This window comes from Salinisphaera orenii subsp. orenii MK-B5 (assembly GCF_003788635.1).
Classification (GTDB): domain Bacteria; phylum Pseudomonadota; class Gammaproteobacteria; order Nevskiales; family Salinisphaeraceae; genus Salinisphaera; species Salinisphaera orenii.
The window spans coordinates 133,446-159,177 of sequence record NZ_AYKH01000043.1 but is presented as its reverse complement, the minus strand read 5'-3'; the positions used below and the strand labels follow the sequence as shown (position 1 = coordinate 159,177).

Below are 25,732 nucleotides of genomic sequence, written 5' to 3'. Positions count from 1 at the left end.
ATCCGACATGCTGTGTCGTCGATCAGAAGTATTAGTGCCCTATGTCAACATATCTCGTGACGACATGCCCTAGCTCAGCAAGCTAACAATAGGCTCAAGCCGACCGGTTTTCGCTTGCGCTTCAACCGGCGGCCTGGGCCAGCGTTGGGTAGAAAGAAGGTCTAAATAGAAGAGAATGTGGGATCATAAGAGAATATGCGGTCAAGTCTTGCATTGCGCATTCGCGTCGTAAGCCATGTCGCGTCTCACCGCCTCACACAAACGAAGAATCCGGCTCCGAAACACCGAAAGCCGGATTATCGCTTCGCCCGCCGCTAAGCCGTATCTAGCGCATCAGCCCTAGTCGGAACCGCGTTGCGAGGTGTCGCATCCAATGCCACCTGTAGCTCGTCTACAAGCCGCTCGACTTTACGTGTTGCGTCAGCGATCGACATGGCCAGCACCTCGCCGCCCGCTTCCTGCCCCTCGATGGCCACGGTATGCATACGGGTAATACCGATGAATTCAAACGCCGAGGCCAGGTGGGGTTCCAGATGGTTCATATGCGCCATCTCTTCGCCGGTGGCCATGTTCATGCCCCCGCGCGCCGCCAGGACGACCACATGGCGTTCGCGGTCGGCGAGTTTGGCGATATAAGTCTCGGATGGGTTGGTCTCGTCGATATCGACCGTTCGGCCAATCCTGACGACCTGGTCGACCCACGTTTTCAGAGGCGCAGGCACGCCGAAGTTATAGAGCGGCGTGCCGATCACCACGATATCCGCGGCGATCAGCTCATCGACCAACTCGTCGCTTTCGGCGAGTGCCTCTTTCATCCAGGGCTCACGGCGCTCGGTGGGCGTAAAGGCGGACGCCACCCAGTCGTGGTTGATGAAAGAGGGCGGGCATTGCCCCAGATCTCGATAAACGACAGCGTCTTCTGGCCGGCGAGACTGCCACCGGCTGACGAACTGGTGGGACAGGTAGCGGCTGTGCGAACCGTGGTGATCGGTGCCGGCCAGGCCCGGCCGGGCGCTGGCATCCATATGCAGAATGTGTGACATGAGCGGGCTCCGTTTCTGAACTGAATTCATCTATGATTGACGACGGATTCAGCATAGGGCGGCGCTAGAGAGTCCAACAAACGATCTTTCTGCGTGCTAAAAGATGAGATGAATTCATCCATGAAAAAGCGCCGCCTGCCTTCACTTTCGGCACTCCGGGCCTTTGAAGCCGCGGCCCGGCATGAAAGCGCCAAGCAGGCGGCGCTGGAACTCTCGGTCACGGCGACGGCGATCAGTCATCAGGTTCGAGGGCTGGAAGCGGCGCTGGGCATGGCGCTGTTCGTGCGCAAGCCGCGACAGCTCGAGCTGACCCCGCGCGGGCGCGAGCTTCAGCAGGTGTTGGAATCGTCCTTCGACGCCATCAGCCAAACCATCGAACGGCTGAGCGCCGCCCCCGAGCGCCAGGTGCTGACGCTGACGACCACCCCGGTGGTCGCCGTACGTTGGCTACTGCCCTGGATTTACAAACTGCGTGAGTCCCACCCCGATATTGATCTGCGCATTCATGCCACCCACGAGCCCGTATCACTGGATGGGTTGACGGCGGATATGGCCATTCGCCACGGCGACGGTCGCTGGCCGGGGCTGATCGCCGACAAGCTGTTCGATACCACCCTGATGCCTGCCTGCAGCCCAGGCCTTGCCCAGCGCCTGGGCGAGGCCGTAGCGGAATATCCGCTGATTCACTTTCGCCCCCAGGGCGTGCTGATATCGCCCATGGACTGGCCCGGATATCGGAAGCAAGCGGGGATGGTCGGGTTGAATACCGGTGCCGGGCTGGCGTTTTCGGACGAGAACCATGCCATTGCAGCGGCCGTGGGCGGCCAGGGCGTGATACTGATGAATCGTCAGCTCATCGAAGACGAGTTGGCGGATGGGCGCCTGGTCCAACCTTTCGGCCCCGAGCTGGAAGATCGCGCGTTCTTTCTGGTGCATCCCGAAAACCGTCGGCGCGATCCGACCCTTTCGGCCGTCAAGGCATGGGTGATGGGGGTATCACAAGAGGCGACTTCGTTACCGGGTTAAGAGGAGTTGAAAGTCTTGCACGGTGCATGGGCGCCGTAGGCCACCCCGCGTAGCTCCATCTCGCACAAGAAATCTGGCTTCCGAGCATCGGAAGCCGAACTGTCGCTTCGCTTGCCGCCATGCCTGGCTAACGCATCAGCCCTGGGATATCCGCGACGCGTCTCATCGTTTGTCCGGTCTCGTCGTTCAAGGCCCGGACGCCGACAGCCGCCTCAGCTGCGACACCCACACCAGCCGCCGGCCGAGCAGGGCGGCGGCCACGCTCAGACCGGCGATCAGCCCGATCCAGTAGCCGTAGACGCCCAGCCCTTCGAAGGCGCCGGCGACGCCGCGGCCGAGCAGGTTGCCCAGCCCCACGCCGACGCCCCAGTAGGAGACGAGCGTGACGATCATGATGATGCGCGTGTCCTTGTAGCCGCGCAGCGCACCGGCGATGCTCACCTGCAGCGCGTCGGAGAACTGATAGAGCGTGGCGATCAGCAGCAGTTGTACGGCCAGGCGCTGGATCTCCGCGTTGCCGGTATACAGCGACACCGCCCACGGCCCGCCGACGAGGATGATTAGGTCGATCACGAACGCCGCTGCCAGCGCGCAGGCCACGCCGTTGAAGGCCACGAAGCGCGCATGCCGATACTTGCCGCGGCCGAGCGCCTGGCCCACGCGCACGGTCAGCGCCATGCCGAGCGACAGCGGCAGCATGAACAGCACGGAGCTGAAGTTCAGCGCCACCGTATGCGCGGCGATCACGATCTCGCCGTAGCCGGCCAGAAACAGCGCGATCACCGTGAACAGCGACACCTCGGCGAAGATCGCCACACCCACCGGCAGACCCACGCGCAGCAGCTCGCCGATCAGCGCCGGCACCGGCCAGGAGAAGGCCGCACCAAAGCGGGCGCGCGCATAGACTCCGGCGAGCCGCGTGTAGCAGAACATCGCCAGAAACATCGTCCACATCGAGATCGCCGTGGCGATGCCGCAGCCGGCCGCGCCGAGCGCGGGCAGGGCGCGTAGCGATGCCGGCAGGTCGGGGCCGAACAGCGCGACGAGGCCGTCGCCGCCGTGGATGAGCCCATAGTTGGCGACGATGTTCACCGCCAGCCCCAGCAGCGCGAACTGCAGCGAGGCCCGGGTATGGCCCATGCCGTCGGAATAGAAGCGCAGCGTTTCGTAGAGCGCGATCGCCGGCAGGCCGAGGGCGACGCCGTCGAGATAGCGCAGCGCGAGTGTGGCCACGTCCTCCGGCACCGACATGAGCGTGAACACGGGTGCGGCCAGCGCGCGTACGCCCAGCGCACAGGCCATGCCCAGCACGGCCGCGACCCACAGCGCCTGATGCACGGCCGGGCGGATCGCGCCGAAGCGGCGCGCGCCCACGTGCTGGGCCACGATCGGCGTCAGGCCCATGAGCGTGCCGATCATGAACAGCACCAGCGGCAGCCACAGGCTGGAGCCCACCGACACCGCCGCCAGGTCGCGCGCGCTGGCATGGCCGGTCATCGCCACGTCCACCGTGCCCATCGCCACCTGGGCCAGCTGGGCGCCGAGGATCGGCAGCGCCAGCCCGATCAGGCGGGTGCTTTCGATCCGGCGAAGGGTGGCGTGTCGGGTGACGGACAAGACGGGCAGCCTGGCTGATGCGTGGGCGGTGGGTGGCTGGGACGCCGACGGCACGTGACGCGTTCCCGCGCGGGTCGGCGGCTCGGCGTGCGCCACGGCCCCGGCGGCGATACGACGCGTTGCCCGGGCCGACGCCCGGAACGGCCGTGCCGGCGGCCATTGTCGTACAAGACGCGGCGCTGGGTGCGTCGTGTCGTCGTGCGACCCCAGCCGGCGGTAGCGCCGGCTCGTGGGCACGGGCCGGTCATCACTTCATGAGCGCGCCCAGCAGGAGCCGTGTTGCGGGAGGACGAGGCGCCGTGCGCGCCGCGGCCTCATGCGGGGCCAACGTGTCGGCGCCCGGGATCGCCGCACCGCGCCGAGGTGTCGAAGCGTTTGTCCCCAGGGTTAGGCCGTCCGTGAAAATCGACCGTGGTCCCCGCGGCGTTATCCGTCTTGATCGGGGTTCGCTGCGATCGGCGACTCGCGTCGCGCAGGATACGATGTGCAGTCTTCTGCGCGGCGCTTCCACGACGTGGCGACAGGCGTTTTTCCGGGCTTTTGGAGGTGCCGGGAAGCGTCCCGCGGCCCGGCACGGCAGCGACCCGGGCCGGTGCCGCCCCCCTCCTGCGGGATCGTATTTCGTGTGGCCGCGGCCGGCGCGGATCGGTTCGCCGGGCCCGCACGCGGCACACGTCGGCGCGCTGCCCGGCTCCCTGGGCCGTGATCTCTGGGTGATCGCGTGCGGCGATGATCGTGCGGAGACGGCCAGGCGATGGCAGCGCGAGCGTGCCAGAACAGACCAGCGCGACGAGCGGCTCGGACGGCATGACGAACAACCGGTGCGGCGGTTGCCCGGGCACGGCGCCGGCTCAGCTTCGCAGCAGCTGTCCGCCGTCCACGGTCACGGTCTGGCCGGTGATCCACGAGGCCAGCGGCGAAGCGAGAAAGACCACGGTGTTGGCGATCTCGTCCGGCCGGCCGAAGCGGCCGAAGGCAATGCTGGCTCGCGTGCGCTCGTAAAGGTCCGGATCGCGGGCCTTGCGCTGTTGCCAGAGGCCGCCCGGGAAGTCGATCGAGCCGGGGGCGACGGCGTTCACGCGCACGCCGTGGGCCGCCATGTCGGCGGCCTGCGACTGGGTGTACTGGATGAGCGCGGCCTTGACGGCGCCATAGGCCGCGGTGCGGGCCGAGGCCGCCTGGCCGGCGATCGAGGCGATATGGATCACGCTCGCGGCTTCGCTGTCCTCCAGCCAGGGCCGGGCCGCGCGGGTGGCTCGCACGGTGCCGAGCAGGTCGACGTCGATGCTGGTCGCCCAGCCCGCCTCGCTGTCGCCGGCACCGAAGCCGGAGGCGTTGTTCACGAGGATGTCGATGCCGCCGAGCGCGGCCGCCGCGGATTCGACATAAGCCGTTACCGCTTCGGCGTCGGCCACGTCGCAGGTCGCCGCGTGTGCGGTCACGCCGTGGCCGGCCAGCGCCGCACGCGCCTCCTCGAGCCGCTCGGCGCCGCGCCCGCAGATGGACACATGCACGCCCTCCGCTGCCAGCGCGCGGGCGATGGCGAAACCGATGCCGCGGCTGCCGCCGGTGATGACGGCGCGCCGGCCGGCGAGATGGCTCTGCATGAGGGACTCCTGTGTTCCGGATGGGGCTGCAATGCGATCCGCCGCCGGTTTCGGCGGCCGATCGCTGGTCGATGCAGACGTTACGCCGCATCGCCCGCCGCGCGCCAGTGTCGCCACCGCCGCAGGCGCCCCGACCCGGGCCCGTCGGCGCATTCAGGCGGCTGCTGGCGCGCCCGGGCGCGCCACGTTGCAGGGGCATTGCGAAAGCCGCGGTTGATACCGCATGGGGCGTCGGCCCCGGGCTGCGCGTCGTCTCCGACGCCCGTTGCGCGGCCTGCGAGAGGCCGGCTGTCGTCAGGCCGTACGGCCTTGAGTCCTCGTGCTTGCGGTCGCACCTGCTCCGGTCTGGACTGCTCATTCGGGGCCATCGCGAGAGCCGATCGGTGCTCTGAAGATCGTGCCGGCTATGCGGCGCGATATCCGGCGACCGCGCCTACGGGGCGGCGTCCGCGGGGCGTTGCCCGGGCTGCGACGCGCTCGTCTGCCCTCGGATAGAAGTGGCCGGGCGCACGCGATGGCGCGCCGGCCTCTTGCGGGCCGCCGGGCCGGCATGGCGCAATCGGGACTCGATTCCCGCCGGCCGGACCCTGGAATGCCGCGTCCCGCTCGATTGTCGGCGCTGTTGTTCTCCGGCCTCCTGGCGGGCCTGGCCACGGCCTGCGTGCCGCAGGACGGCGCGCCGTTCACCCGTGGCGCCGATCGCAGTGACGATGCGCCTGCGTTCGCGCGTTATCGAAACACGCGATTCGGCTTTGCGGTGCGCTATCCGGCGGATTTCAGGGTGACGAAGCGGCCCGCCAACGACGACGGCGTCGTGCTCACGGGTCCGGAGGGCGCGCGTCTGCGGGTCTATGGAGCGCACGCCGTGCGGGATCGGCCGATGACGGCGCGGATCCGGCGAGCCCGTGATCGGTTCGCCGAGGTCACGCAGGTGACGGGCCGGCAGGATCAGGCCGTGCTGCACGGGGTGGCCCCGGATGGCACGCGCCGTGTGGTGCGCATCATTCGCGTCCGGGCCCGGGTGTTGACGCTCGTGCTCGACCATCCCGCGGATACGCTCGCGCCCGCGGCTGTCGAGCGCATCGTCGCCTCGTTCGGTCCGGTCTCCGGCGATCCGCCGACCGGGCGGGTGGTCGAGGTCGCGCTCCTGGATTATCCGGCGGTGGGCGAGCGCTATGCGCGCACCAGCGACGGCGCGCGGCACGGCTGCGATCGTGTCGTTCGTGTGCGACGCAATGTCCGCGGCGGCGCGGGCTCGCCGCTGGCCGCGGCGCTCCGTGAGCTGTTCGCGATCGAGGATTTCTCGGTGGCGGGCTGGCAGAATTTCATTGCGCGCACGAACGATACGCTGCGGCTGGAGGGCGTCGAGATGCAGGGGCGCACCGCCGTGGTTCACCTGACCGGCCGGCTCTCGGGGCTGGCCGGGGTCTGCGACAGGCCGCGGACCGGGATTCAGATCCGGCAGACCGCGCTGGCGGTCCCGGCGGTCGAGGCGGTGGTCATCCGCGTCGACGGCGAGCGCCGCGGTCTGCGCCCGGGCGGCGCCGGCCCCGGGCGCTGATCGCCCTGAGCGATCGGGCTCATGCTGGGGTGATGGCCGCCGGTCGCGGCGGCCGCCGGGCCGTCGATGGGCGGCGGCGCGACGATTCCGATCCCGACGACGCGACGATGCCGTGACAATCGCGATCGGCATGCGGCGACGGCCACGTCACACGCTGCGGGCCGGAGTTCCGGCGATCCTCTGCACCCATAAGTCGCGGAATCTCCAATATGATCCCGAGGAACACGCAGTGCGTGCGGCATGGGTCATCGTCTGCGGGCGTGGAAATCGATCGTCGACTGAACCGACGGCCCGCATCCGCTGTCCCCATGCATGACGGGTACTGGCGCCATGGGCGGCGTGGCAGCCGAGTTCAGGAACAGGGGCCTCAGTTGAGATCAATCGGGCACACGGCCGCATCGTGTCGATCGGCCGCTCGCAGGCGGGATTGCGCCCGCAAGACAACGGCCTCGCGCCTGCGATGGCCCTGGCTTGTATTGACGGGCTGGGTGCTGCTGCTCGCCGCTGGCTGCGACGCCCGCGAACGGGCCACAGAGGCGGCGGATGCGCCGGTCGAGGTGGGCGTTTATGCGGCCAGCGCCGAGCCCTACACCGTGCGGGTCACGCTGCCCGGCCGGACCGTGGCCTACAAACAGGCGGCGGTGCGGCCGCAGGTGGACGGCATCATCCGCAAGCGTCTGTTCGAACAGGGCGCCCGGGTCGAGGCCGGCCAGCCGCTGTATCAGATCGACCCGTCGCGCTACGAAGCGGCGTATGCGCGGGCCAAGGCGTCGCTGGCGCAGGCTCGGGCTGCGGTACGTTCGGCCCGGTCCACCGCCGATCGGCTGCGTGCGCTGGCCGAAGCCGATGCGGTCTCCGAACAGGAGCTGGAGGATGCGCTCGCGGCGCTGGATGTGGCGCAGGCCGACGTCGCCGCGGCGAAGGCCGATCTGAAAACGGCCCGCATCAATCTGGACTATGCCCGCATCGAGGCGCCGATATCCGGCCGCATCGGCGCCTCGAACGTCACCGAGGGTGCGCTCGTGACCGCGAGTCAGGCCGAGCCGTTGACAACCATCCGTCAGCTGGATCCGATCTATGTCGACATACGCCAGAGCGGGCGCGCGTATCTGCAACTCAAGCATGCGCTGGAGTCGGGGCGTCTGCAGACGGTGAGTGAGGACACCGCGAGGGTCCGGGTTTCGGTGGTCGGCGACACGGGACCGCCGATGCGCGGCCGGCTCGAGTTCTCGGGGGTGAGTGTGGATCCGGCCACGGCGACGATCGAACTGCGGGCGGTCGTGCCCAATCCCCACGCCGACCTGTTGCCGAGGATGTACGTGCGGGCGCATCTGGTGGAGGGCATCGATACGAATGCGATTCTGGTGCCGCAGCAGGGGGTGCTGCGCACGGGCCGCGGCGACCCGTACAGCCTGGTCGTCGATGACACCGATCGGGTCGTGCGGCGGCCGCTGACGCTGGCCGAGGCGGTCGGCAACCGCTGGCGCGTGATCGAGGGGCTTGCAGCCGGCGAGCGTGTCATCGTCCAGGGGCTCGGCAAGGTGGCGGCCGGCGATCGCGTGCGCCCGGTGCCGGTCGCGCGCAACGGCGACCCGGGTTACGAGGCGATCGAGCCGTCGCCGGCCGACGCGCCGCCGGCCGCCTAGACCATGGCCGGCTTCTTCATCGACCGGCCGATCTTCGCGATGGTGCTGGCCATCGTGATCTGTCTGGGTGGCCTGCTCGCGATCCGGACGCTGCCGCTGGAACAGTATCCGGCGATCGCGCCGCCGACGATCTCGATCGCCGCCACCTACCGCGGCGCATCGGCGAAGACGGTTCAGAACTCGGTCACCCAGGTCATCGAGCAGGAGATGACCGGTCTGGACAATCTCCTGTATATGTATTCCTCGTCGCGCTCCTCCGGCGAGGCCCGCATCCGGCTGACGTTCGCGGCCGGCACGAATCCCGACATCGCGCAGGTCCAGGTGCAGAACCAGCTGCAGTCGGCGCTGGCGCGTCTGCCCCAGCCGGTTCAGGCCCAGGGCGTGAGCACCTATCAGTCGGGCGGCGACAATTTTCTCGTGTTCGCGCTGGTGTCGACCGACGGCAGCATGACCGAGGCTGATATCGGCGACTATATCGCCAGCACGCTCCAGGATCCGCTCTCGCGGGTGGACGGGGTCAGCCAGGCCCGCAATTACGGGTCCGAGTACGCGCTTCGCATCTGGCTAGACCCGCACCGGTTGAACCGATTCGACCTGATGCCGAGCGATATCGCCGCCGCCGTGGAGACACAGAACGCCAACGTCTCCGCCGGCGAGCTCGGCGGTCTGCCCGCGGTGGCCGGCCAGCAGCTGTACGCCACGGTCACCGCGCGGACCCGCCTGACGACCGTCTCCGGCTTCGAGAACATCATCCTGAAATCGACCGCCGACGGCGCCGCGGTCACCCTCGACGACGTGGCCCGCGTGGCCATCGGCAGCGACGAGTACACCGAGAACGCGCTGTTCAACGGCCAGCCGGCAGCCGGGCTGGGGCTGGAACTGGCCGCGGGCGCCAACGCTGTGGCCACCGCGGCGGCGGTCAAGGAGCGCCTGCGCGAGCTCGAGCCCTTCTTTCCGCCGGGGCTGGAGGCGCGGGTGGCGTTCGATACCACGCCGTTCGTGCGGGCCTCGGTCAAGGAGGTGGTCAAGACCCTTTTCGAGGCTATCCTGCTGGTGGTCGTGGTGATGTTTCTGTTCCTGCAGAGCGCGCGCGCCACGCTCATTCCCACGCTGGCGGTGCCGGTGGTGATCCTCGGCACGTTCGGCGTGCTCGCCCTGCTCGGTTATTCGATCAACACGCTCACCATGTTCGCGATCGTGCTCGCCATCGGGCTGCTGGTGGACGACGCCATCGTGGTGGTGGAGAACGTGGAACGGGTGATGAGCGAGCAAGGGCTGGATGCCCCCGCGGCCACGCGGCGTTCGATGCGCGAGATCAGCAGCGCCCTGGTGGGTATCGCGCTGGTGCTGTCCGCGGTGTTCATGCCCATGGCCTTCTTCGGCGGCGCGACCGGGGTGATCTATCGCCAGTTCTCGGTGACCATCGTCTCGGCCATGGCGCTGTCGGTGCTGGTGGCGCTCACGCTGACGCCCGCGCTGTGCGCGACCCTGTTGCGGCCGTCGGATGACAACGGCCGCGCGCGCCGGTTCTTCGGCGCGTTCAATCGCGGCATGCAGTGGCTCACCAACGGCTATGAGCGCAGCGTGCGCTGGATGATCGGCCATCGCTGGCTCTCGCTGGCCGGATTCGGTCTGCTGCTCGTCGCGGCCGCGCTGTTGTTCGCGCGGCTGCCGAGCACGTTCCTGCCGGTGGAGGATCAGGGCGTGCTCGTCGCTCAGGTGCAGCTGCCGCCCGGCGCGACCGCGCAGCGCACGCTGGATGCCATGCGCACGGTCGAGCGCTATTTCCGCGATCGGCCCAACGTGGAGTCGGTGTTCGCGATCGCCAGCGACGACCGTCAGAACTCCGGCCGCGCCTTCATTCGTCTGGTGGACTGGGGCCAGCGGACCGGCGCGGAGACCTCGGCCTCGGCGATCGCGGCCGAGGCTTCGGCCGTGCTCTCGGAGATCCGGGACGCGCAGGTCTATGTCCAGCTGCCGCCGACGCTGGACAACCTCGGCGAATCCACGGGCTTCCAGATGGAGCTCAAGGACACCGGCGGACGCGGTCGCGACGTGCTCACGCAGGCCAAGGATCTGTTCCTGGAGCGCGCCGAGGCCAGCGGGCTGCTCACCCAGGTGCGGGCGCAGGTCAGCGATCCGGCATCCCAGCTGACCGTCGATATCGACGACGCCAAGGCGCGGTCGCTCGGGGTGGAACTCGCGGCCATCAACGACACGCTTTCGGTCGCCCTCGGCGGGCGCTACGTCGATGATTTCATTTATGAAGGCCGGGTCAAGCGGATCTTCATGCAGGGGGCTGCGCCCTACCGGATGCAGCCGGGCGACATCGGCGACTGGTATGTGCGCAACGACGCCGGCGAGATGGTGCCGTTCGGCGCGTTGACGAGTCTCGACTGGGATGCGGGACTGCCCGAGCTGGAGCGTTACAACGGTGCAGCAGCCTACGAGATCACCGGTCAGTCGGCCCCGGGTGTCAGCAGCAGCGCGGCGATGGCCGAGGTCCGGCGGATCGTGAACACCCTGCCCACGGGCATCGGCTTCGAGTGGAGCGGGCTGTCGCTGCAGCAGCAGATGGCCGGCAACCGCGCGCCACTGCTCTACGGGGTGTCGGTGCTGTTCGTCTTTCTGTGTCTGGCCGCCCTCTACGAGAGCTGGTCGATTCCGTTCTCGGTCATGCTGGTGGTGCCGCTCGGTGTGCTCGGTGCCCTGCTGGCGATGACGCTGCGCGGGCTGCCGGCGGACGTGTATTTCCAGGTCGGGCTGCTGACGACGATCGGGCTGTCCGCCAAGAACGCCATCCTGATCGTGGAGTATGCGAGTACGCTCGAACGCGAGGGCTGGACCTTGCTCGCGGCCACCCGGCGCGCGGTTCGGCTGCGTCTGCGGCCGATCCTGATGACGTCGCTGGCTTTCGGCATGGGGGTGTTCCCGCTGGTCATCAGCAGCGGCGCCGGTGCGGCTGCGCGCAATTCGGTGGGCACGGGGGTGTTCGGGGGCGTGATCGCCGCGACCGTGCTGGGCATTCTCTTCGTGCCGCTGTTCTTCGTGCTGGTGCGCGGCGGCTGGCGGCGCTCCCGACGCGCGCCCGCGCCGGCAGCGGGCGATGACATGGCCTGAACCGGCGCCCGACGTCGCCTGGGACGTCTGCGGGGCAGGCTTGGTTATCCTGTCGCAGTGCCGGGATCACGAGGATGTCGATGTCGCCGATCGCGGCCGCCGTGGATTCGACATAAGCCGTCACGGCGTCGGCCGCGTCGCAGGTCGCCGCATGCGCGGTCACGCCGTGGCCGGCCAGCGCAGCACGCGCCTCCTCGAGCCGCTCGGCGCCGCGCCCGCAGATGGCGACATGCACGCCCGCCGCCGCCAGCACGGGGGCGACGGTCAAACCGATGCCGCGGCCGTCGTCGGTGATGACGGCGCGCCGGCCGGCGAGATGCTTTGCATGAGGGGCTCCTTCTGTCCGGGTGAATCGGCGATGCGCGCCGCCCGTCCCAGCGGGCTGGCGGCGCGTGATGAACGTCGACGTTACGCCGAGCGTCACCGTGCGCGCCAGTGTGGGCCGTGATCGCCGCCGGGTGACCGGAGGGACGCCTGCGGCGCCGTGCCCGGCCGCGGCGGGCTGGCGACGCGCGGAATCGCGCCGGCATATCGCGCAGACGCGGGGCCGGGATCTCGAGCGAGCCCGTGAGGGTCGAAGCCGTACGCTGCCGGCAGCCGTGCCTGGTCGCGTCGGGCCCGGTGGCCGGACCGCCCCGGCGTCGAACGCGTGGCGACGCCGGCGGCATCGCCCGCCGCGGCGGATCGCTCAGCCGTACCGCGGGGCGGCGCCCGAGGGCGCGACGGCCCGGCTCGCGTCGCGCATGAAGTCCGCGAACGCGTCGGCGGGCACGGCGTGGCTGAACAGAAACCCCTGCATCTCGTCGCATTCCAGCTCGACGATGTAGCGCAGCTGGTCTTCGGTCTCGACGCCTTCGGCGACCACGGCCAGATCGAGGCTGTGGGCCAGGGCGACGATCGAGCGCACGATGGCCGACTGCTGGGATGTCCCGTCCGTCAGGGCGCCGATGAACGAGCGGTCGATCTTGAGCTGCTGGATCGGCAGTTTCTCCAGATACGAGAGGCTGGAATGGCCGGTGCCGAAATCGTCGAGGGCTACGTCAACGCCCATCCGCGCGAACTGCTTGAGCGTGTCGACGGCCTGGAGCATGCCCTGGATCGCCACCGTCTCGGTGATCTCGAACATCAGGTAACGCGAGGGTACGCCGTGGCTGTCCAGACACTGCTGCACCCGGGCCGGCAGGCCGGAATCGCTGACCCGGCCGGCCGACAGATTGACCGAGATGCGCGGCACGTCGAAGCCGGCGTCGAGCCAGCGACGGATCTGGGCGCAGACGGTGTCCAGCACGTGGATTTCCAGGGCCTCGATCTGGCCGGAGCGCTCGGCGGCCGGTATGAAGCGGTCGGGCGGGATCAGCCCCTGCTGCGGATGAAGCCATCGCACCAGGGCCTCGGCGCCGCTGAGCGCCCGGCTGGCTGCCGTGAACTTCGGCTGGTAATACACCACGATGTCCTGCCGTGCCAGCGCATCGGCCAGCTCGCGCTGGAGGCCGAATTCCGCCTCCGCGGCTGCGGCCATGTCGGGCCGATAGCCGACCGCGCCGTTCTTGCCGTTCTTCTTGGCGTTGTACATCGCCAGATCCGCGGCGGCCACCAGGGCCTCGGCGGTCTGGCCGTGTGCCGGATAGCGCGCCCAGCCGATGCTCGCCGACAGCCCCGGCGCCTCGTGCGTGGACTGGCGGATGGCGGCCAGCACGCGCGAGGCCAGGCGCCGGCCCTGTTCGTCGTCGGGCACGGCGTCGGCGACGATCAGGAATTCGTCGCCGCCGATCCGTGCGACCGTATCGCCTTCGCGCATGGTGCTGCGCATGCCCTGAGCCACGCGGGCCAGCACCTCGTCGCCGGCGCGATGACCGAGCTGGTCGTTGAGTGCCTTGAAGCCGTCGAGATCGATGTAGAAAACGGTGAATTCGGTGCCGGCACGCTCGGCCCGCTCCATGGCCGCCTCCAGGCGCTCGTCCAAGAGCCTGCGGTTGGCCAGATCGGTGAGCTCGTCGTGATAGCTGCTGTAGTGCAGCTGGTCGTTGACGTCGCGCAGCGAGGCCACGAGGTTGGCCGTTCGATACTCCAGGCGGCGATCCTGCGCTGCGGCCAGCAGTGTCGAGCCGAGCAGCACCAGCGACAGGGAGCTGATCAGTACCGCCAACCAGTGGGGGTTCACGCCGCCACCGCTGCTGTAGTCGATCATGGTCGCCGGGAAATGGGCGGCCGCCATGCCCGCGTAGTGCATGCCGGCGATGGCGCCGCCCATGAGGGCCGCCGCGCCCAGCTTCTTGACGATACGCAGGCGCCGGCGCCAGTCGCGCAGGGCGAACGACAGGCCCAGCGCGGCCGCCGAGCCCAGAAAGGCCACGAGCAGGGAGAAGGCGACCCACGCGGGCTGGTAGGCGATCTCCGCGGCCATCGGCATGGCGTGCATGCCGGTGTAGTGCATCCCGGCGATGGCTACGGCCATCAGCAGCGATCCGGCCAGCCAGGTCCAGCGCTCGAGCGCGGCGCGACAGCTCAGCCCGAGTGCGGCGGCCGAAGCGACCACTGCCATCAGCCAGGACAGCGCGGTGGGGCCGATCGCGTAGCGCATCGTCATCGGCAGCTCGAGCGCGAGCATGCCGATGAAGTGCATCGACCAGATGCCGGAGCCCAGAATCAGCGCGCCGGCTGCCAGCCAGATCCCGATCTGGAGGCGCGATGCCGCATGCACGCGATCGGTCAGATCGAGCGCGGCGTAGCCTGCGAGCATCGCGACACCGACCGACAACGTCACGAGCGCCGGGTCGTAGCTCTTGGTCAGGTAGGCGGCGGCTTCCATCGATCGACAACTCCGGCGGTGAACGGTCTGCGGGCCCGACACGGTCTGGCGGTGCGCCGTCGTACCGAGCCCGTCCTACGGGGCGCTCCGGCGATCGCCCGGCACGGGAGCGTATCGCCGGCCACAGTGTAGATAAACTGGTTGTGCACAAGCTGTCCTGTGCAGCTATGTGGCCCGCAGCCACTACGCGCGGACGTGCCGCCGGGTTGCACCGGCCGTTGGTTCGGGATGAGGCGGGTGCGAATCGACACCGCCGATAGCGGGCCCGCGGCTGCATGCCGCGCCGGCCGGGTCGCGGGCATGAAAAAGCGCCCGCATTCACGCGGAATGCGGGCGCTCGGGGCGGGCCAGTGCGTCGCCGCGGGATCAGTCGATGATCATCACCGACTTGGCGTTGACGAATTCCTTCATGCCGAAGCCGCCGTGCTCGCGGCCGTAGCCGCTGTCCTTGACGCCGCCGAACGGCAGATGCGGCTGCGCCAGGCGGTAGCCGTTGATGTTGACCATGCCGGTATCGAACAGGTTGCGGGCGATATCGACGGCCCGCTGCTCGTCCTTCGAGAAGATGCCGCCGCCCAGGCCGTAGCGCGAGTCGTTGGCCACGCGAATGGCCTCGGCCTCGTCGGCCACACGGATCAGCGAGGCGGCCGGGCCGAACAGTTCCTCGTCATAGGCCGGCATGCCCGGCTTGAGGTCCTCGAGCACGGTCACCGGGTAGAAATAGCCCGGGCCGTCCGGGATCTCGCCGCCGCACACGCAGGTCGCGCCCTGGTCGATCGAGCGCTTGACCAGGTCGTGCAGCGTGTCGCGCAGGTCCTCGCGGGCGATCGGGCCGAGCGCGGTGTTCGGATCGGTCGGGTCGCCGTATTCGATCTGGCGCATCTTCTCGACGAACTTCTCGCGGAAGGCGTCATAGACGGCGTCGACCACGATGAAGCGCTTGGCCGCGACACAGGTCTCGCCGTTGTTGTAGATGCGCCCCTGCACGCAGGTCTCGACCGCGCGATCGATATCGGCGTCCTCGAGCACCAGATAGGCGTCGTTGCTGCCGAGCTCCAGCACCGATTTCTTGAGCTGCTCGCCGGCCTTGGCCGCGACCGCGCTGCCGGCGCGGGGACTGCCGGTGAGGGTGACGCCGCGCACGTGTTCGTGCTCGATGAGCTGGCTGGTCTGATCGGCGTCGATGAACAGCGAACGGAACACGTTCTCCGGCAGGCCGGCGGCGACGAACAGCTTCTCGATTTCGACGGCCGCGCCCCAGACGTTGGGCGCGTGCTTGAGCAGCACGGTGTTGCCGGCCATGATGTTGGCGATGGCGTAGCGCACCACCTGATAGAACGGGAAGTTCCAGGGCTGGATGCCCAGGATCACGCCGATCGGCTGGTAGCTGACCAGCGCCCGGCCGCCGTCGAGATCGCGTTGCTCGTCGGCCAGCTCCTGGGGACCATTGTCCGCGGTGAATTCGCAGATCGCCGCGCAGAGCTCGATCTCGCCGCCGCCCTGGGCGATCGGCTTGCCCATCTCCCGGGTCATGAGCGCGGCGTAGTCGTCCTTGTTGGCACGCAGGCGCTTGGCGATCTCGCGCAGGATGCCGGCGCGTTCCTCGAAGGATGTCTTGCGCCAGTCGAGAAAGGCCTCGTGCGAGGCGCGCAGCGTCGCTAGCGCCTGTTCGTCGGTGGCGAGTTCGTAGGTGTCGATGACCTCGCCGGTCGCCGGGTTGATGGTCTGATGCGTGTTGGCCATGACGGGCCTCCAGTGCGGGAACGGTGTTGTGCCGATGACGGCACGCGTGCCTTCTAACTGGCGTGCGGCGGCCGCGCATTCAAGCCCGCGGCGGGCAGAGGACACGCTTCGGGTCGAATGGACCGGCGCGGGTTTTGCCCCTTCGGCTCGGTCGGGGCGGCGTCGGCCCGAAGTGGCGGGCCTGTTCGCCAATCCGGGCGAGGCTGTCGGGTGTGGCTACGGCCTCGTCGCCGCCGGTTGCCGCGAGCCTCAGGCTCGGGTCATGCGGGCGCGATCGTGGTTCGCCGTGTGCCCGGCCGTCTGCGGCCTCAGCCGACCCGCCGGAGCAGCTCGGAGACGACGCGCTCGAGCTGGGCCAGCGAGCCGCATTCGCTGACCTGGTGACAGTGCGCGCGATAGCGGCCGATGACCGAGTCGCCGCTGTCCCAGGCCGCACGCGGTTCCGGATTGAGCCAGATCACACGCCCGCTGCGCGCGCGGATGCGGCGCAGCCGGTCGGTGCGCGGGTCGGCGTCGTTGTTGCGGGCATCGCCGAGGATGAGCACGGTCGAGCGGCGGTCGAGATCCTCCAGGGCCAGCGTTTCGAAGTCGGCCAGGGCCCGGCCGTAGTCCGTTGCACCGTGGCCGTGTTCGGCCAGGGCATGCTGCATCGCCGTATCCGGGTCGTGCTGTCGGAACACGTCGGTGACTTCGCCGAGCCGGGCGCAGAAGGCGAAGGCGCGTACTCGCGGCAGGACCGCGCCGAGGCCGTGCAGGAACGTGAGCATGAAGCGCGCATGGCGCGCCACCGAGCCGGAGACGTCGCAGACGACGAACAGCCGCGGGCGGTCGATGCGGCGGGATCGCCAGGCGAGCTCGATCAGGGTGCCGTCATGGCGCATGTTGCGGCGCAGGGTGCGGGGCACGTCCAGCCGACCGCGGCGGGTGACGCGGCGTCGGCGCGAGTGTGCGGCGACGAGCCGGCGCGCCATCCGCGCGATGATCCGCCGCATGTGCGCCTCGTCGCGGCGGGGCACGCTGTCGATGCGGGTGCGGCGCAGCATCCGTTCGCGCAGTTGGCTGCCGTCGGCGTCGGCATGCAGGTTGAATCGGTCCTCGACGTGGTCGCGGACCTGGAGGCGCAGGCGATCGTAGCGGGTCCGCAGTTCCGCGCCCAGGCGGCGCTCGGGCGCGGCGGTGGCGGCTTCGCGGGCGGCGATCTCGTCCAGGAGATCGGTCCGGCCCATGTGCTCTAGGATGCGGCGCGTGTACAGCCCCTGTTGGGTGAACACGCGGATGTCCTCGAGCCGCTGGGCGCGTGCCGCGCGCGTGATCGCCAGCGCCAGGGCCGTGCGGTCGTCGGCCATGAGCAGGCGACCGAGCGGCGAGACCGGCGGGGCCATCGTCGTGTCCGGGGCGCGTGCCGCGGCCGGGTCGATGGTGCCCTCGCCGCCGGCACTACGCTCGCGATCCGCTTCGGCGCCGCTGGAGCCGCCACCGCCGCCTGCGCCGTTGCCCGCGCTGTCGCCGCGCCCGGCTTCACGGCCATCGCCGTCGTCCGGCGCCGGGGCGGCGTCGGGCTGCCGGTCTGCTTCGTCGTCGGATCTCGCACGGTTGTCAATGCTGAAGTCCTCGACCTTGAAGAAGCGGTCGAAGCAGTCGTCGAAGGCGTCGCGCTCCGCCCGGCTCTTGGCGAGCACCGCGCCGAGGGCGTCCTTGAAACGCTGCCGGTCGCGCCAGCCCACGAGTTCGGCGGCGCGGAAGGCCTCGAGCGTCTCGGCGGTGGATACCCGGACCTCCGCCATGCGCAGGGCGCGCACGAATCGGATGAGCGTGCCCTCCACCGGGCGTCAGCGGCCGCCGGCCGCTCGCCGCATCAAGGCCGGCAGCTGCGGCTCGACGCGTTCGATGTCGTCCTGGAACTTGAGGATGACGTTGAGCGTCTCCCGGACCCAGTCGGCGTCGAGCGCGTCGACGTGCAGCAGCAACAGCGTGCGCGCCCAGTCGATGGTCTCGCTGATCGCGGGCAGCTTGCGCAGGTCCATCTCGCGCAGGGCCTGGACGAAGGCGACCAACTCGCCGCGCAGGGCGGCGGGGATCTCCGGCACCCGGGCGCGGATGATCTGCGCCTCCAGCGCGGCGTCGGGGAAGGGGATGTAGAGATGCAGGCAGCGGCGCTTGAGCGCGTCCGAGACCTCGCGCGTATTGTTGGAGGTCAGAAACACCAGCGGCGGCGGGCCGGCGGCGGCGATGGTGCCGATCTCGGGCAGGGTGACCTGGTAGTCGGCGAGCAGCTCCAGCAGCAGCGATTCGAACGCCTCGTCGGCCTTGTCGATCTCGTCGATCAGCAGCACGCTGCCGTCGGGCTCGCGCAGCGCCTGCAGCAGCGGCCGCGGTTCGACGAACGCCTCCGAGAAGAAGATGTCGTCGTGGCGGTGCAGACGCTCAACCGACTCGGCGAGGCCGCGGGCGCCGTCGAGGACGTCGTCGAGCTGTTCCCGGAGCATCTGGATGTAGAGCAGCTGCTTGCCGTACTTCCACTCGTACAGCGCCTTGGCCTCGTCCAGGCCCTCGTGGCACTGCAGGCGGATCAGCGGCAGGTCGAGCATGGCCGCGGTGGTCCGGGCCAGCTCGGTCTTGCCGACCCCGGGTGGGCCCTCCACCAGGACGGGTTTTTGCAGCTGCATCGCGAGATGGACCACGGTCGCGATACGGCTGGAGCCGATGTAGGCGTGGCGCTCCAGCGCGGCGCGGACGTGCTCGACCGAGGTCGTGGGATCGGACAGCTTCGGGGCGGGGTTTTCGGTCACGTGGGCTCCGGTGAACACGGGTCGTCGTCGGCGAACCCGTGATCATAGAGGCTCCGGGCCGTCGCGAGCACGGCCGCGGCGGAATGGGCCCGGCCGCATCGGCCGGGCCCGGGCTCGCGGGCGTCTACGCCGGCGTGTGCGCGGACTCGGACAGCAGGCCCTCGCGCTTGAACTCGGCCCAGAGCTCGGCCGGGATGTCGGCGTCGAACAGGGCCCGGTTCTGCGGGATGCGTTCGGGCTTGCTGGCGCCGGGGATGATCGAGCTCACGGCCGGATGGGCGGCGGAGAACTGCATCGCGGCGGCCTTGAGATCGACCCCGTGGCGCTCGCAGATGGCGGCCATGCGATCGCGCGTGCGGGTGATCTCGTCGTCGGCCTTTTCGTACATGTAGTGGTCGCCGCCGGCCAGCAGGCCGGAGCCGAACGGTGCGCCCACGACGACGCCGACGTTGCGCTCGAGACAGCGCGGAAACAGCTCGTCCGCACCGGCGGTGTTGAGCAGGTGGTACTGGGTGGCGAGCAGAAAGACGTCCGGATCGGCCTCGTCCAGCGCCCGCAGGCAGGGCTCGATGGTGTTCACGCCCAGCCCCCAGCCGCGGATGAGGCCTTCCTCGCGCATCTCGGTGAGCGCGACCGCCGCGCCGGACATGGCGGTGTCGAAATGCTCGGTCCATTCGTCGCCCAGCGCGTCCGGCGACAGATCATGGATGTAGACGATGTCCAGATGGCCCACGCCCATGCGCTGCAGGCTGTCGTGCACGCTCTGCTTCGCGCCCTCGTAGGAATAGTCCATGCGGCGCTTGAAATAGAGGCCGCCCACGAACGGGCCGGTGGCCTCGGGTTCGCGCGCCGGTTCGAGCACGCGCCCGACCTTGGTCGAAAGGATGTACTCCGAGCGCGGCTTGCGCGCCAGGAACGAGCCGAAGCGCTGCTCCGACAGGCCGGCGCCGTAGTGCGGCGCGGTGTCGAAATAGCGGATGCCCTGATCCCAGGCCGCGGCGAGCGTGTCGCGGGCGTGGTCGTCGTCGCTGTGGGCGAACATGTCTCCGAGCGGCGCGCCGCCGAAGCCCATGCGGTCGAGCGCGGGGCCGGTGTTCTTGAAGTCGCTCATCGTGGCGTTCCTTGGTGTCGATACGTACCCAGAGACATGGTGGCCTGGATGCTGTCAATTCAAGAGCCGCGACCGCGCGCCGGACGGCGCCCTCGTCGCGGTCCGGCCGCCCGACGTCGCGCTGGAGCGCGGGGCTCCCGTCCTGCGGCACCCGACGTATTGGGATACAGGCGTCAGCCGCGGCGTCGACGTCGTCGTCGCAGCCAGGCCACGGTCAGCCATACGCCGCTGGCGCTGAGTGCGCCGCCGCCGGCCAGCGCGGCCAGCACGATCACGTACCAGCGCGTGCTGCCGGGCGCCAGGGGCGGCAGCGCGAGGCTGTGCAGCCCCTGATACAGCCAGCGCTCCAGTCGCCGGCGGCCGTCGAGGGCGTGCACCACCTCGGCCCGAGCGGGGTCGAAATAGACTCGTACGCCGTCTGTGTAGTCCGCCCGATAGACCGGCAGCGGCGGGTCGCGGTCGGCGAGTCGATCGCGACGCCGCGGATAGTGATAGGCGTCGTAGGCGGTCAGCCGGTTCAGTTCGGTCAGGGCATGGCCGCCGCGCCGGGCGAGCAGCGCCCGGACCCGGGGTTCGCCCAGGCGTTCGCTCAGCCCGGTGCCGTCCTCGGCCACCCAGGCCGTGGCGCCGTCGGCCGCGGACAGCCGGTAGCCGCTCTCGCCGGCGATGGGTTGCCAGGCGATCTCGCGCAGGCGGGCCGGCCGCTCGTGCGCCGCCGCCAGGGCCGCGATCGGCCGCGTCGGCGGTTGCGGGCGCTCGCCGCCGGCGATCCAGCTGCGTGCGCCGTCGTCGAACAACGGCTTCGAGGCCCAGTGAAACGGGTCGAGCGACAGCAGGCCGCTGAACACCCAGGTGAAGGCGAACAGCCCGAAGACCAGGCCAAGGGCGTGGTGCCAGCCGCGCCAGCCCCGCGGACGACGACGGTGCAGGCGCCGCCACTGCAGCGCGCCGAGGGCCAGGCCGGTCAGGCACAGCACCGCGCCGACGCCGGCCAGGCCCATGACGAGCTGCCGCCAGAGGCCGTCGAGATGACGCAGCCGGGTCGGGTAGAGCCAGTGAACGACCGGCCCGGCGTAGCCCCACAGCCGCGCCGAGCGGTCGGTCCGGTGCACGAGTTCGCCGGTGTGCTCGGACAGGTAGACCACGCTGCCGGCCTCATTCGCGAGCGCGACGCGCCAGAGCGGTCGGAACGGCGACAGCCGGCCGGCGAAGGTCCACTGGTCCGGCCGCGTCAGCCGCGTGGCCTCGGTCGCCGCCGCGCCGGTGAGCCGCCGGGCGCGCTGCCGGGCGGAGGCCCGCTCGAGCGCGGGCACGGGCGCGCCGGTGTCGGCGTAGACGCTGCGCCACGGGCCGCCCTCGGTGCGCAGATGCATGCGCGGGCGGTCGCCGGTCCGGGTGACGCGAATGGCGCTCGGCGGCCCGGGCAGGTCCAGTGTTCGCGCCGCGCTCGCGGGCGCGGCCCGGAGTGTCTCGATCCGCAGGTCGGCCAGCGCGGCGCGACGCGGGCCGTCGCCGTAGTGCGGATAGCCGTGGAAGACCATCACCACGCCGGAGGCGAACCAGGCCAGCATCATCAGACTGAGGCCGATGCCCAGCCAGCGATGCAGGACGATCAGCGCCGGCTGCCACCGGCGTGCCGGGAACGCCATCAGAAGGTGTAGCTGTAGATCAGCTGGGCGTTTCGCGGCACGCCGAGCCAGTCGTAGCGGAACGTGTCGCCGTCGGCACGCGTGTCCTGCGCGACGCGGGTCGCGTAGCGCCGGTCGGTCAGGTTCTCGAGGCGCAGCGTCACGCGGTGGGCGCCGTCATCGCCGAATCGCTGGTAGGCGCTGGCATCGAAGAGGGTGTAGTCGCCGAACGACTGGTCGCCGTAGTCGGCGAGCTGTTCGGTGTTCTCGCCGACGTGGCGCACGCTCAGGCGGGCGCCGCGCATTCGCCGGTCGCTGTCCCAGGCCAGGCTCGACTTGGCCACCCATTCGGGGATGCCGGGAATCTGGCCGTCACCGTCGAGGGTCTGCGAATCCGCATACGTGGCGCTGATGTCGAACTGCCAGCCGGTTGCGCCGCCGAGTTCGAGTGCGCCCTGGGCGCCGCGTACGCGCACGCCTTCGTCGGCGTTGCGGAAGGTGCCCTCCTCGACGGTGATGAGATGGTCGATCTCGCGGTGGAAGCCGCCGAGCTTCCAGTGCACGCCCGGCCGCGGGTCGCCGACGAGTGCCGCGCGCACGTTGCGGCTCTCCTCGGGCCCGAGATCCGGGTTGCCGGCGGGGAAGGCCGGGTCGATCACGAACAGCTGGTAGGCGCTCGGCAGGATGAAGTGGGTGCCGGCGGAGGCCTTGAGGCGCAGGCCCTCGGCCAGCGGCTGGTCGAGGCTGGCGTTCCAGATCGTGTGTTCGCCGCCGAAATCCGAATGGTTGTAGCGGGCGCCGAGCGCGATCCGGGTGTCGGGCGAGAAAGCCAGGACCGGCCGGAACTGGGCGAAGCCGGCGTGCACCGTCTCGGCCTGCTCGTCGATGCGCAGAACATAGTCGCGTCCCGAGTAGGACTGGAAATCGTAGCCCAACAGAAGCTGGCTGCCGCCCGGTGCGATGTAGCGCCCGGCCAGGTTGGCGCCGTAGTCGTCGTAGCCCCACTCGTCGCCGTCGTTGATGACGTGCCGCGAGCCGTCGTCGTCGAGGCCGATGCGGGTGTAGTCGGTCCACCACGAATGCCAGTAGCCCTTGGCGTAGTAGCTGAAGCGGTCCGAGAGGCGCTGATCCCACTTGATCGAGGCGATGACCTCGTCGCGGTCGTTGAGCGAGTGGTAGTTGTTCACGGGCTTGGCGTTGTCCGCCGCGGCGTCGTTGTAGAGCGCGAGCACGCGCAGCGAGCTGTCGGCCATGGGCGAGGCGCTGTACTTGGCGCCGATGCTCTGGCGCTTGAAGCCGCGATCCTGGCGCCGCGCGTTGGCCTGGTAGGCGTCCCGCTCGAACGGCTCGTAGCCGTCGGATTCGTCATAGGCGCCGAAGACCAGCCACTCGCCCAGCGGGCCCGGGCCGGTGACGTGACCCGCCGCGCGGCGGTCGCCCAGCGTGCCGGTGCCCAGGCGCAGCTCGCCGCCGCGTTCGGCCTTCGGCTTGCGCAGGACGATGTTGACGACGCCCGCCACGGCCTGCGTGCCGTAGAACAGCCCCTGACCGCCCCGCAGCACCTCGATGTGGTCGATCATCTGGGTGGTGATCGAGTCCAGCGGCGTGGTCGAGCCATACAGGCGATTGTTGATACGCACCCCGTCGACCAGCCAGAGCACGTCCTGGGTGCGCGAACCGTCGAGCGAGGCGTCGATGTAGCTGCCCCGGCCGGCGCGCGGCGCCACGAAGAGCCCCGGAACCAGGCGTTCCAGCGCCTGCGCCACGTCGCTCATGCCCGTTTCCTCGAGGGTTCGGCCCTCGATGACCTCGCGTTCGGCGCCGTAGGCCGCGAGCTCGGCGGGCAACGTCTCCTCGATGGCGGAACCCTCGACCTCGATGCCGCCGAGGGCGTCGGGTGAGGGGGTGTCGACGCCTGCAGCGAGGACGGGTCCGCAGGCGGATAGCAGCAGCGCGCGGGACAGCGCGCGTTCGGGTCGATGAAACATCGGGTCTCCATGCACAAAAAATTCGTGATGGAGCCTCACGTCGTAAACGAGACCGGCACGACAGGGTCGCCCCGTTGGGCAGGTTGGCTGTCGAGTCCGATGACCTTGAACGCGAAGGCTCGGTGACAGGCGCCGTTGCGCCTGACTCCAACCGGGTATTCGGACTCGGGGGTACGCCGGTGCGTGACCGGCCTGGCCTTCGATCGCGGCTTCCCATCCGGTGCGGACAGTGCCGTGATGCGATCGTCGTGCCCCCATACCGCTGCGCGTCAGTCCCGGAATCTCACCGGGTTCCCCGTATCGCTCGAGCGAGTTGGATTGGAGCGGGCGGTAAACTACGCCAGCCCTGGGCCCGGGTCAAAACCGTGCCCGTCCCGCAGCGGCGGGCCGCCGGCGATGCGACGACCATGGCTGTTCGGAGGTCTGGCGCGTATTGCAGAGCACGATTCGCGGTCTCGGACGTGTTGTTCACATGAACTGCCGGCCGGCGCCGGCCTCGCGGCGAGGCGTTCGGCGTGTCGGCCGCGCTTCGGCGGGCCCTGCCCATGGGCCGGCGCCCGCTTGGGCGCTCGTGTCAGCTGTGATCGACGCCGGTCAGCGGCAGCAGGTCGCGTTCCGCAAAGACCTCGCGTGCGGCAGCGACGCCGTTCAGCGCCGCGGGAAAGCCCGCGTAGACGGCCATCTGGAGAATGATGTCGATGATCGCCTGGGGTGTGCAGCCGACGTTGAGCGCGCCGCCGATGTGGACTTCGAGCTGGGGCGCGGCGTGGCCGCTGGCGGTGAGGGCGGCGATCGTGGCGAGCTCGCGCGTGGCGTGGTCCAGCCCGGGCCGGGCGAAGACGTCGCCGTAGGCGAAATCCAGGATCCACTCGCCGAGCTCGGGCGCGATGTCGGCCAGTGAGTCGATGACGGCGGCGCCGGAGGCGCCGGTGATGGCCGCGAGTGCGGCGGTGCCGCGGGCGCGGCGTGTGGTCTCGGTCACGCCTGTGGCGGGGTCGTTGTCGGGGTGTCGATTCGTCATGGGATGCGCGGTTGAACAGGGGACGAACGCGATACTGGTCGCGGGCCCGTGTCCGATCCAATATCGAATAATCGCGCTACGATGCCTTCATGGAATCGTTCGGATTCGATCTTGCGCATCTGCGGGCATTCGTCGCCGTCTTCGAGGCCGGCCACTTCGGCCGTGCGGCCGGAACGCTGCATCTGGCCCAGCCCGCCTTGTCCAAGCGGATTGCGGTACTCGAGCGCCAGTTGGGCGTCGGCCTGTTCGAGCGCGGATCGCGCGGGGTCCGGCCGACACCCGCTGCGCGGGTGCTGTATCCGAAGGCCACGGATCTGCTGACGCGCTTCGGCGACGCGGTCGCGGTGACGCGAGCGGCCGGTGCGGGGGGGGCCGGCCGGCTGCGCATCGGCTATGTCGATGCCGCCGCCTCGGTGTTCCTGCCGGCGGGCATGCGTCGACTCCGACGCGAGTTCCCGGACCTGGAGATATCGCTTCGGGCGGGTGCCTCGGGGGCCCTGGTCGAGGCGCTGGCGGCAGGGCATCTGGATGTGGTGTTCGTCCTGTTCGCCCCGCCCGACCCGGCGCTGCATGCGTTGGCACTGGATACGGATCCCGTCCGGGTACTGCTGCCCGACGACCACCCGCTGGCGGCGATCGAGCCCCTGGCGCTGAGTGCCCTCGCCGACGCCGACTGGATCCTGTTTCCGCGCGAACTGAATCCGCATTTCCACGATCTGCTGATCGCAGCCTGCGACAGGGCGGGGTTTTCGCCCCGGGTCGTGGCCGAGGTCTCGCCGCGCCAGAACGCCGTCGCCCGGGTGGCCGCGGGTGAGGGCGTGACCTTTCTCTCCGCGGGGCTGGCGCATCTGGCGATGCCCGGGACCGTGCATCGCGCGCTGGCGCCGCCGACCCCCGAAATCCCGTTCTACAGGGTGACGGCCGCGGGCCGGCGGGCCGTGCCGGAGGCGATCCTGGATGCGCTGGCGGGATGAGCCCGGGATCCGGGCGGTCGGGACGGCCCGCCGGCTCGAGCGCGCCCGG

Annotated in this window: 16 protein-coding genes, 1 pseudogene and 1 riboswitch; of the genes and pseudogenes, 5 read left to right on the top strand and 12 right to left on the bottom strand. The window is 69.8% G+C overall.

The features are described from left to right. Positions 1-314 precede the first annotated feature (314 nt). The gene (locus tag SAOR_RS16070; RefSeq protein ID WP_123632305.1) at positions 315-1,043 is read right to left on the bottom strand and encodes an FMN-dependent NADH-azoreductase; all 729 of its coding nucleotides are present in this window, start codon (positions 1,041-1,043) and stop codon (positions 315-317) included. A gap of 120 nt (positions 1,044-1,163) precedes the next feature. Here SAOR_RS16070 and SAOR_RS16065 point away from each other — a divergent pair, with 120 nt between their 5' ends. Beyond that, positions 1,164-2,069 carry a LysR substrate-binding domain-containing protein gene (locus tag SAOR_RS16065; RefSeq protein ID WP_123632317.1) on the top strand — a complete coding sequence of 302 codons (906 nt, stop codon included), beginning with the start codon at positions 1,164-1,166 and terminating at the stop codon, positions 2,067-2,069. Between the two features lie 186 nt (positions 2,070-2,255). Here SAOR_RS16065 and SAOR_RS16060 read toward each other — a convergent pair whose 3' ends face one another. Beyond that, complete coding sequence (locus SAOR_RS16060) at positions 2,256-3,686, bottom strand: MATE family efflux transporter (protein WP_123632304.1); 1,431 nt, start codon at positions 3,684-3,686, stop codon at positions 2,256-2,258. 851 nt (positions 3,687-4,537) lie between these two features. Next, on the bottom strand, positions 4,538-5,293 hold the full coding sequence (locus tag SAOR_RS16055) for an SDR family NAD(P)-dependent oxidoreductase (RefSeq protein ID WP_123632303.1): 756 nt from the start codon (positions 5,291-5,293) through the stop codon (positions 4,538-4,540). A 592-nt stretch (positions 5,294-5,885) separates the two neighbouring features. Between SAOR_RS16055 and SAOR_RS16050 the strand changes: the two genes are divergently transcribed. From SAOR_RS16050 to SAOR_RS16040, 3 genes are all read left to right on the top strand, one after another. Beyond that, complete coding sequence (locus SAOR_RS16050) at positions 5,886-6,854, top strand: GerMN domain-containing protein (RefSeq protein WP_123632302.1); 969 nt, start codon at positions 5,886-5,888, stop codon at positions 6,852-6,854. Between the two features lie 476 nt (positions 6,855-7,330). Next, positions 7,331-8,500: an efflux RND transporter periplasmic adaptor subunit gene (locus SAOR_RS16045; RefSeq protein WP_221180037.1), complete on the top strand. Its 1,170-nt coding sequence runs from the start codon at positions 7,331-7,333 to the stop codon at positions 8,498-8,500. Between the two features lie 3 nt (positions 8,501-8,503). Then, the gene (locus tag SAOR_RS16040; protein ID WP_123632300.1) at positions 8,504-11,620 is read left to right on the top strand and encodes an efflux RND transporter permease subunit; all 3,117 of its coding nucleotides are present in this window, start codon (positions 8,504-8,506) and stop codon (positions 11,618-11,620) included. A 70-nt stretch (positions 11,621-11,690) separates the two neighbouring features. Here SAOR_RS16040 and SAOR_RS17360 read toward each other — a convergent pair. From SAOR_RS17360 to SAOR_RS15995, 9 genes and pseudogenes are all read right to left on the bottom strand, one after another. Beyond that, a pseudogene (locus SAOR_RS17360) lies at positions 11,691-12,044 on the bottom strand (SDR family NAD(P)-dependent oxidoreductase); the annotation flags it as partial. A 264-nt stretch (positions 12,045-12,308) separates the two neighbouring features. Continuing rightward, positions 12,309-14,429: a putative bifunctional diguanylate cyclase/phosphodiesterase gene (locus SAOR_RS16030; RefSeq protein WP_123632299.1), complete on the bottom strand. Its 2,121-nt coding sequence runs from the start codon at positions 14,427-14,429 to the stop codon at positions 12,309-12,311. A gap of 366 nt (positions 14,430-14,795) precedes the next feature. Then, positions 14,796-16,172, bottom strand: a complete 1,377-nt coding sequence (locus SAOR_RS16025) for an NAD-dependent succinate-semialdehyde dehydrogenase (protein WP_123632298.1) — start codon at positions 16,170-16,172, stop codon at positions 14,796-14,798. 308 nt (positions 16,173-16,480) lie between these two features. Then, positions 16,481-17,995: a VWA domain-containing protein gene (locus SAOR_RS16020; protein ID WP_123632297.1), complete on the bottom strand. Its 1,515-nt coding sequence runs from the start codon at positions 17,993-17,995 to the stop codon at positions 16,481-16,483. A 6-nt stretch (positions 17,996-18,001) separates the two neighbouring features. Continuing rightward, entirely contained in the window at positions 18,002-18,961 is a 960-nt protein-coding gene (locus SAOR_RS16015) for an AAA family ATPase (RefSeq protein ID WP_245965512.1), read from the bottom strand. Between the two features lie 124 nt (positions 18,962-19,085). Continuing rightward, positions 19,086-20,072, bottom strand: coding sequence for an aldo/keto reductase (locus tag SAOR_RS16010; protein ID WP_123632296.1), 987 nt, complete (start codon positions 20,070-20,072; stop codon positions 19,086-19,088). Positions 20,073-20,245: 173 nt separating this feature from the next. After that, complete coding sequence (locus SAOR_RS16005) at positions 20,246-21,721, bottom strand: PepSY domain-containing protein (protein ID WP_123632295.1); 1,476 nt, start codon at positions 21,719-21,721, stop codon at positions 20,246-20,248. Next, positions 21,721-23,688 carry a TonB-dependent receptor plug domain-containing protein gene (locus tag SAOR_RS16000; RefSeq protein WP_123632294.1) on the bottom strand — a complete coding sequence of 656 codons (1,968 nt, stop codon included), beginning with the start codon at positions 23,686-23,688 and terminating at the stop codon, positions 21,721-21,723. Before SAOR_RS16000 ends, SAOR_RS16005 begins: the two co-directional genes overlap by 1 nt. Before the next feature lie 133 nt (positions 23,689-23,821). Then, positions 23,822-24,020: riboswitch (cobalamin riboswitch) on the bottom strand. A gap of 242 nt (positions 24,021-24,262) precedes the next feature. Then, entirely contained in the window at positions 24,263-24,709 is a 447-nt protein-coding gene (locus SAOR_RS15995; RefSeq protein WP_123632293.1) for a carboxymuconolactone decarboxylase family protein, read from the bottom strand. Positions 24,710-24,798: 89 nt separating this feature from the next. On the opposite strand from SAOR_RS15995, the gene SAOR_RS15990 reads away from it, so the two are divergent. Next, the gene (locus SAOR_RS15990) at positions 24,799-25,683 is read left to right on the top strand and encodes a LysR family transcriptional regulator (RefSeq protein ID WP_123632292.1); all 885 of its coding nucleotides are present in this window, start codon (positions 24,799-24,801) and stop codon (positions 25,681-25,683) included. Positions 25,684-25,732 lie beyond the last annotated feature (49 nt).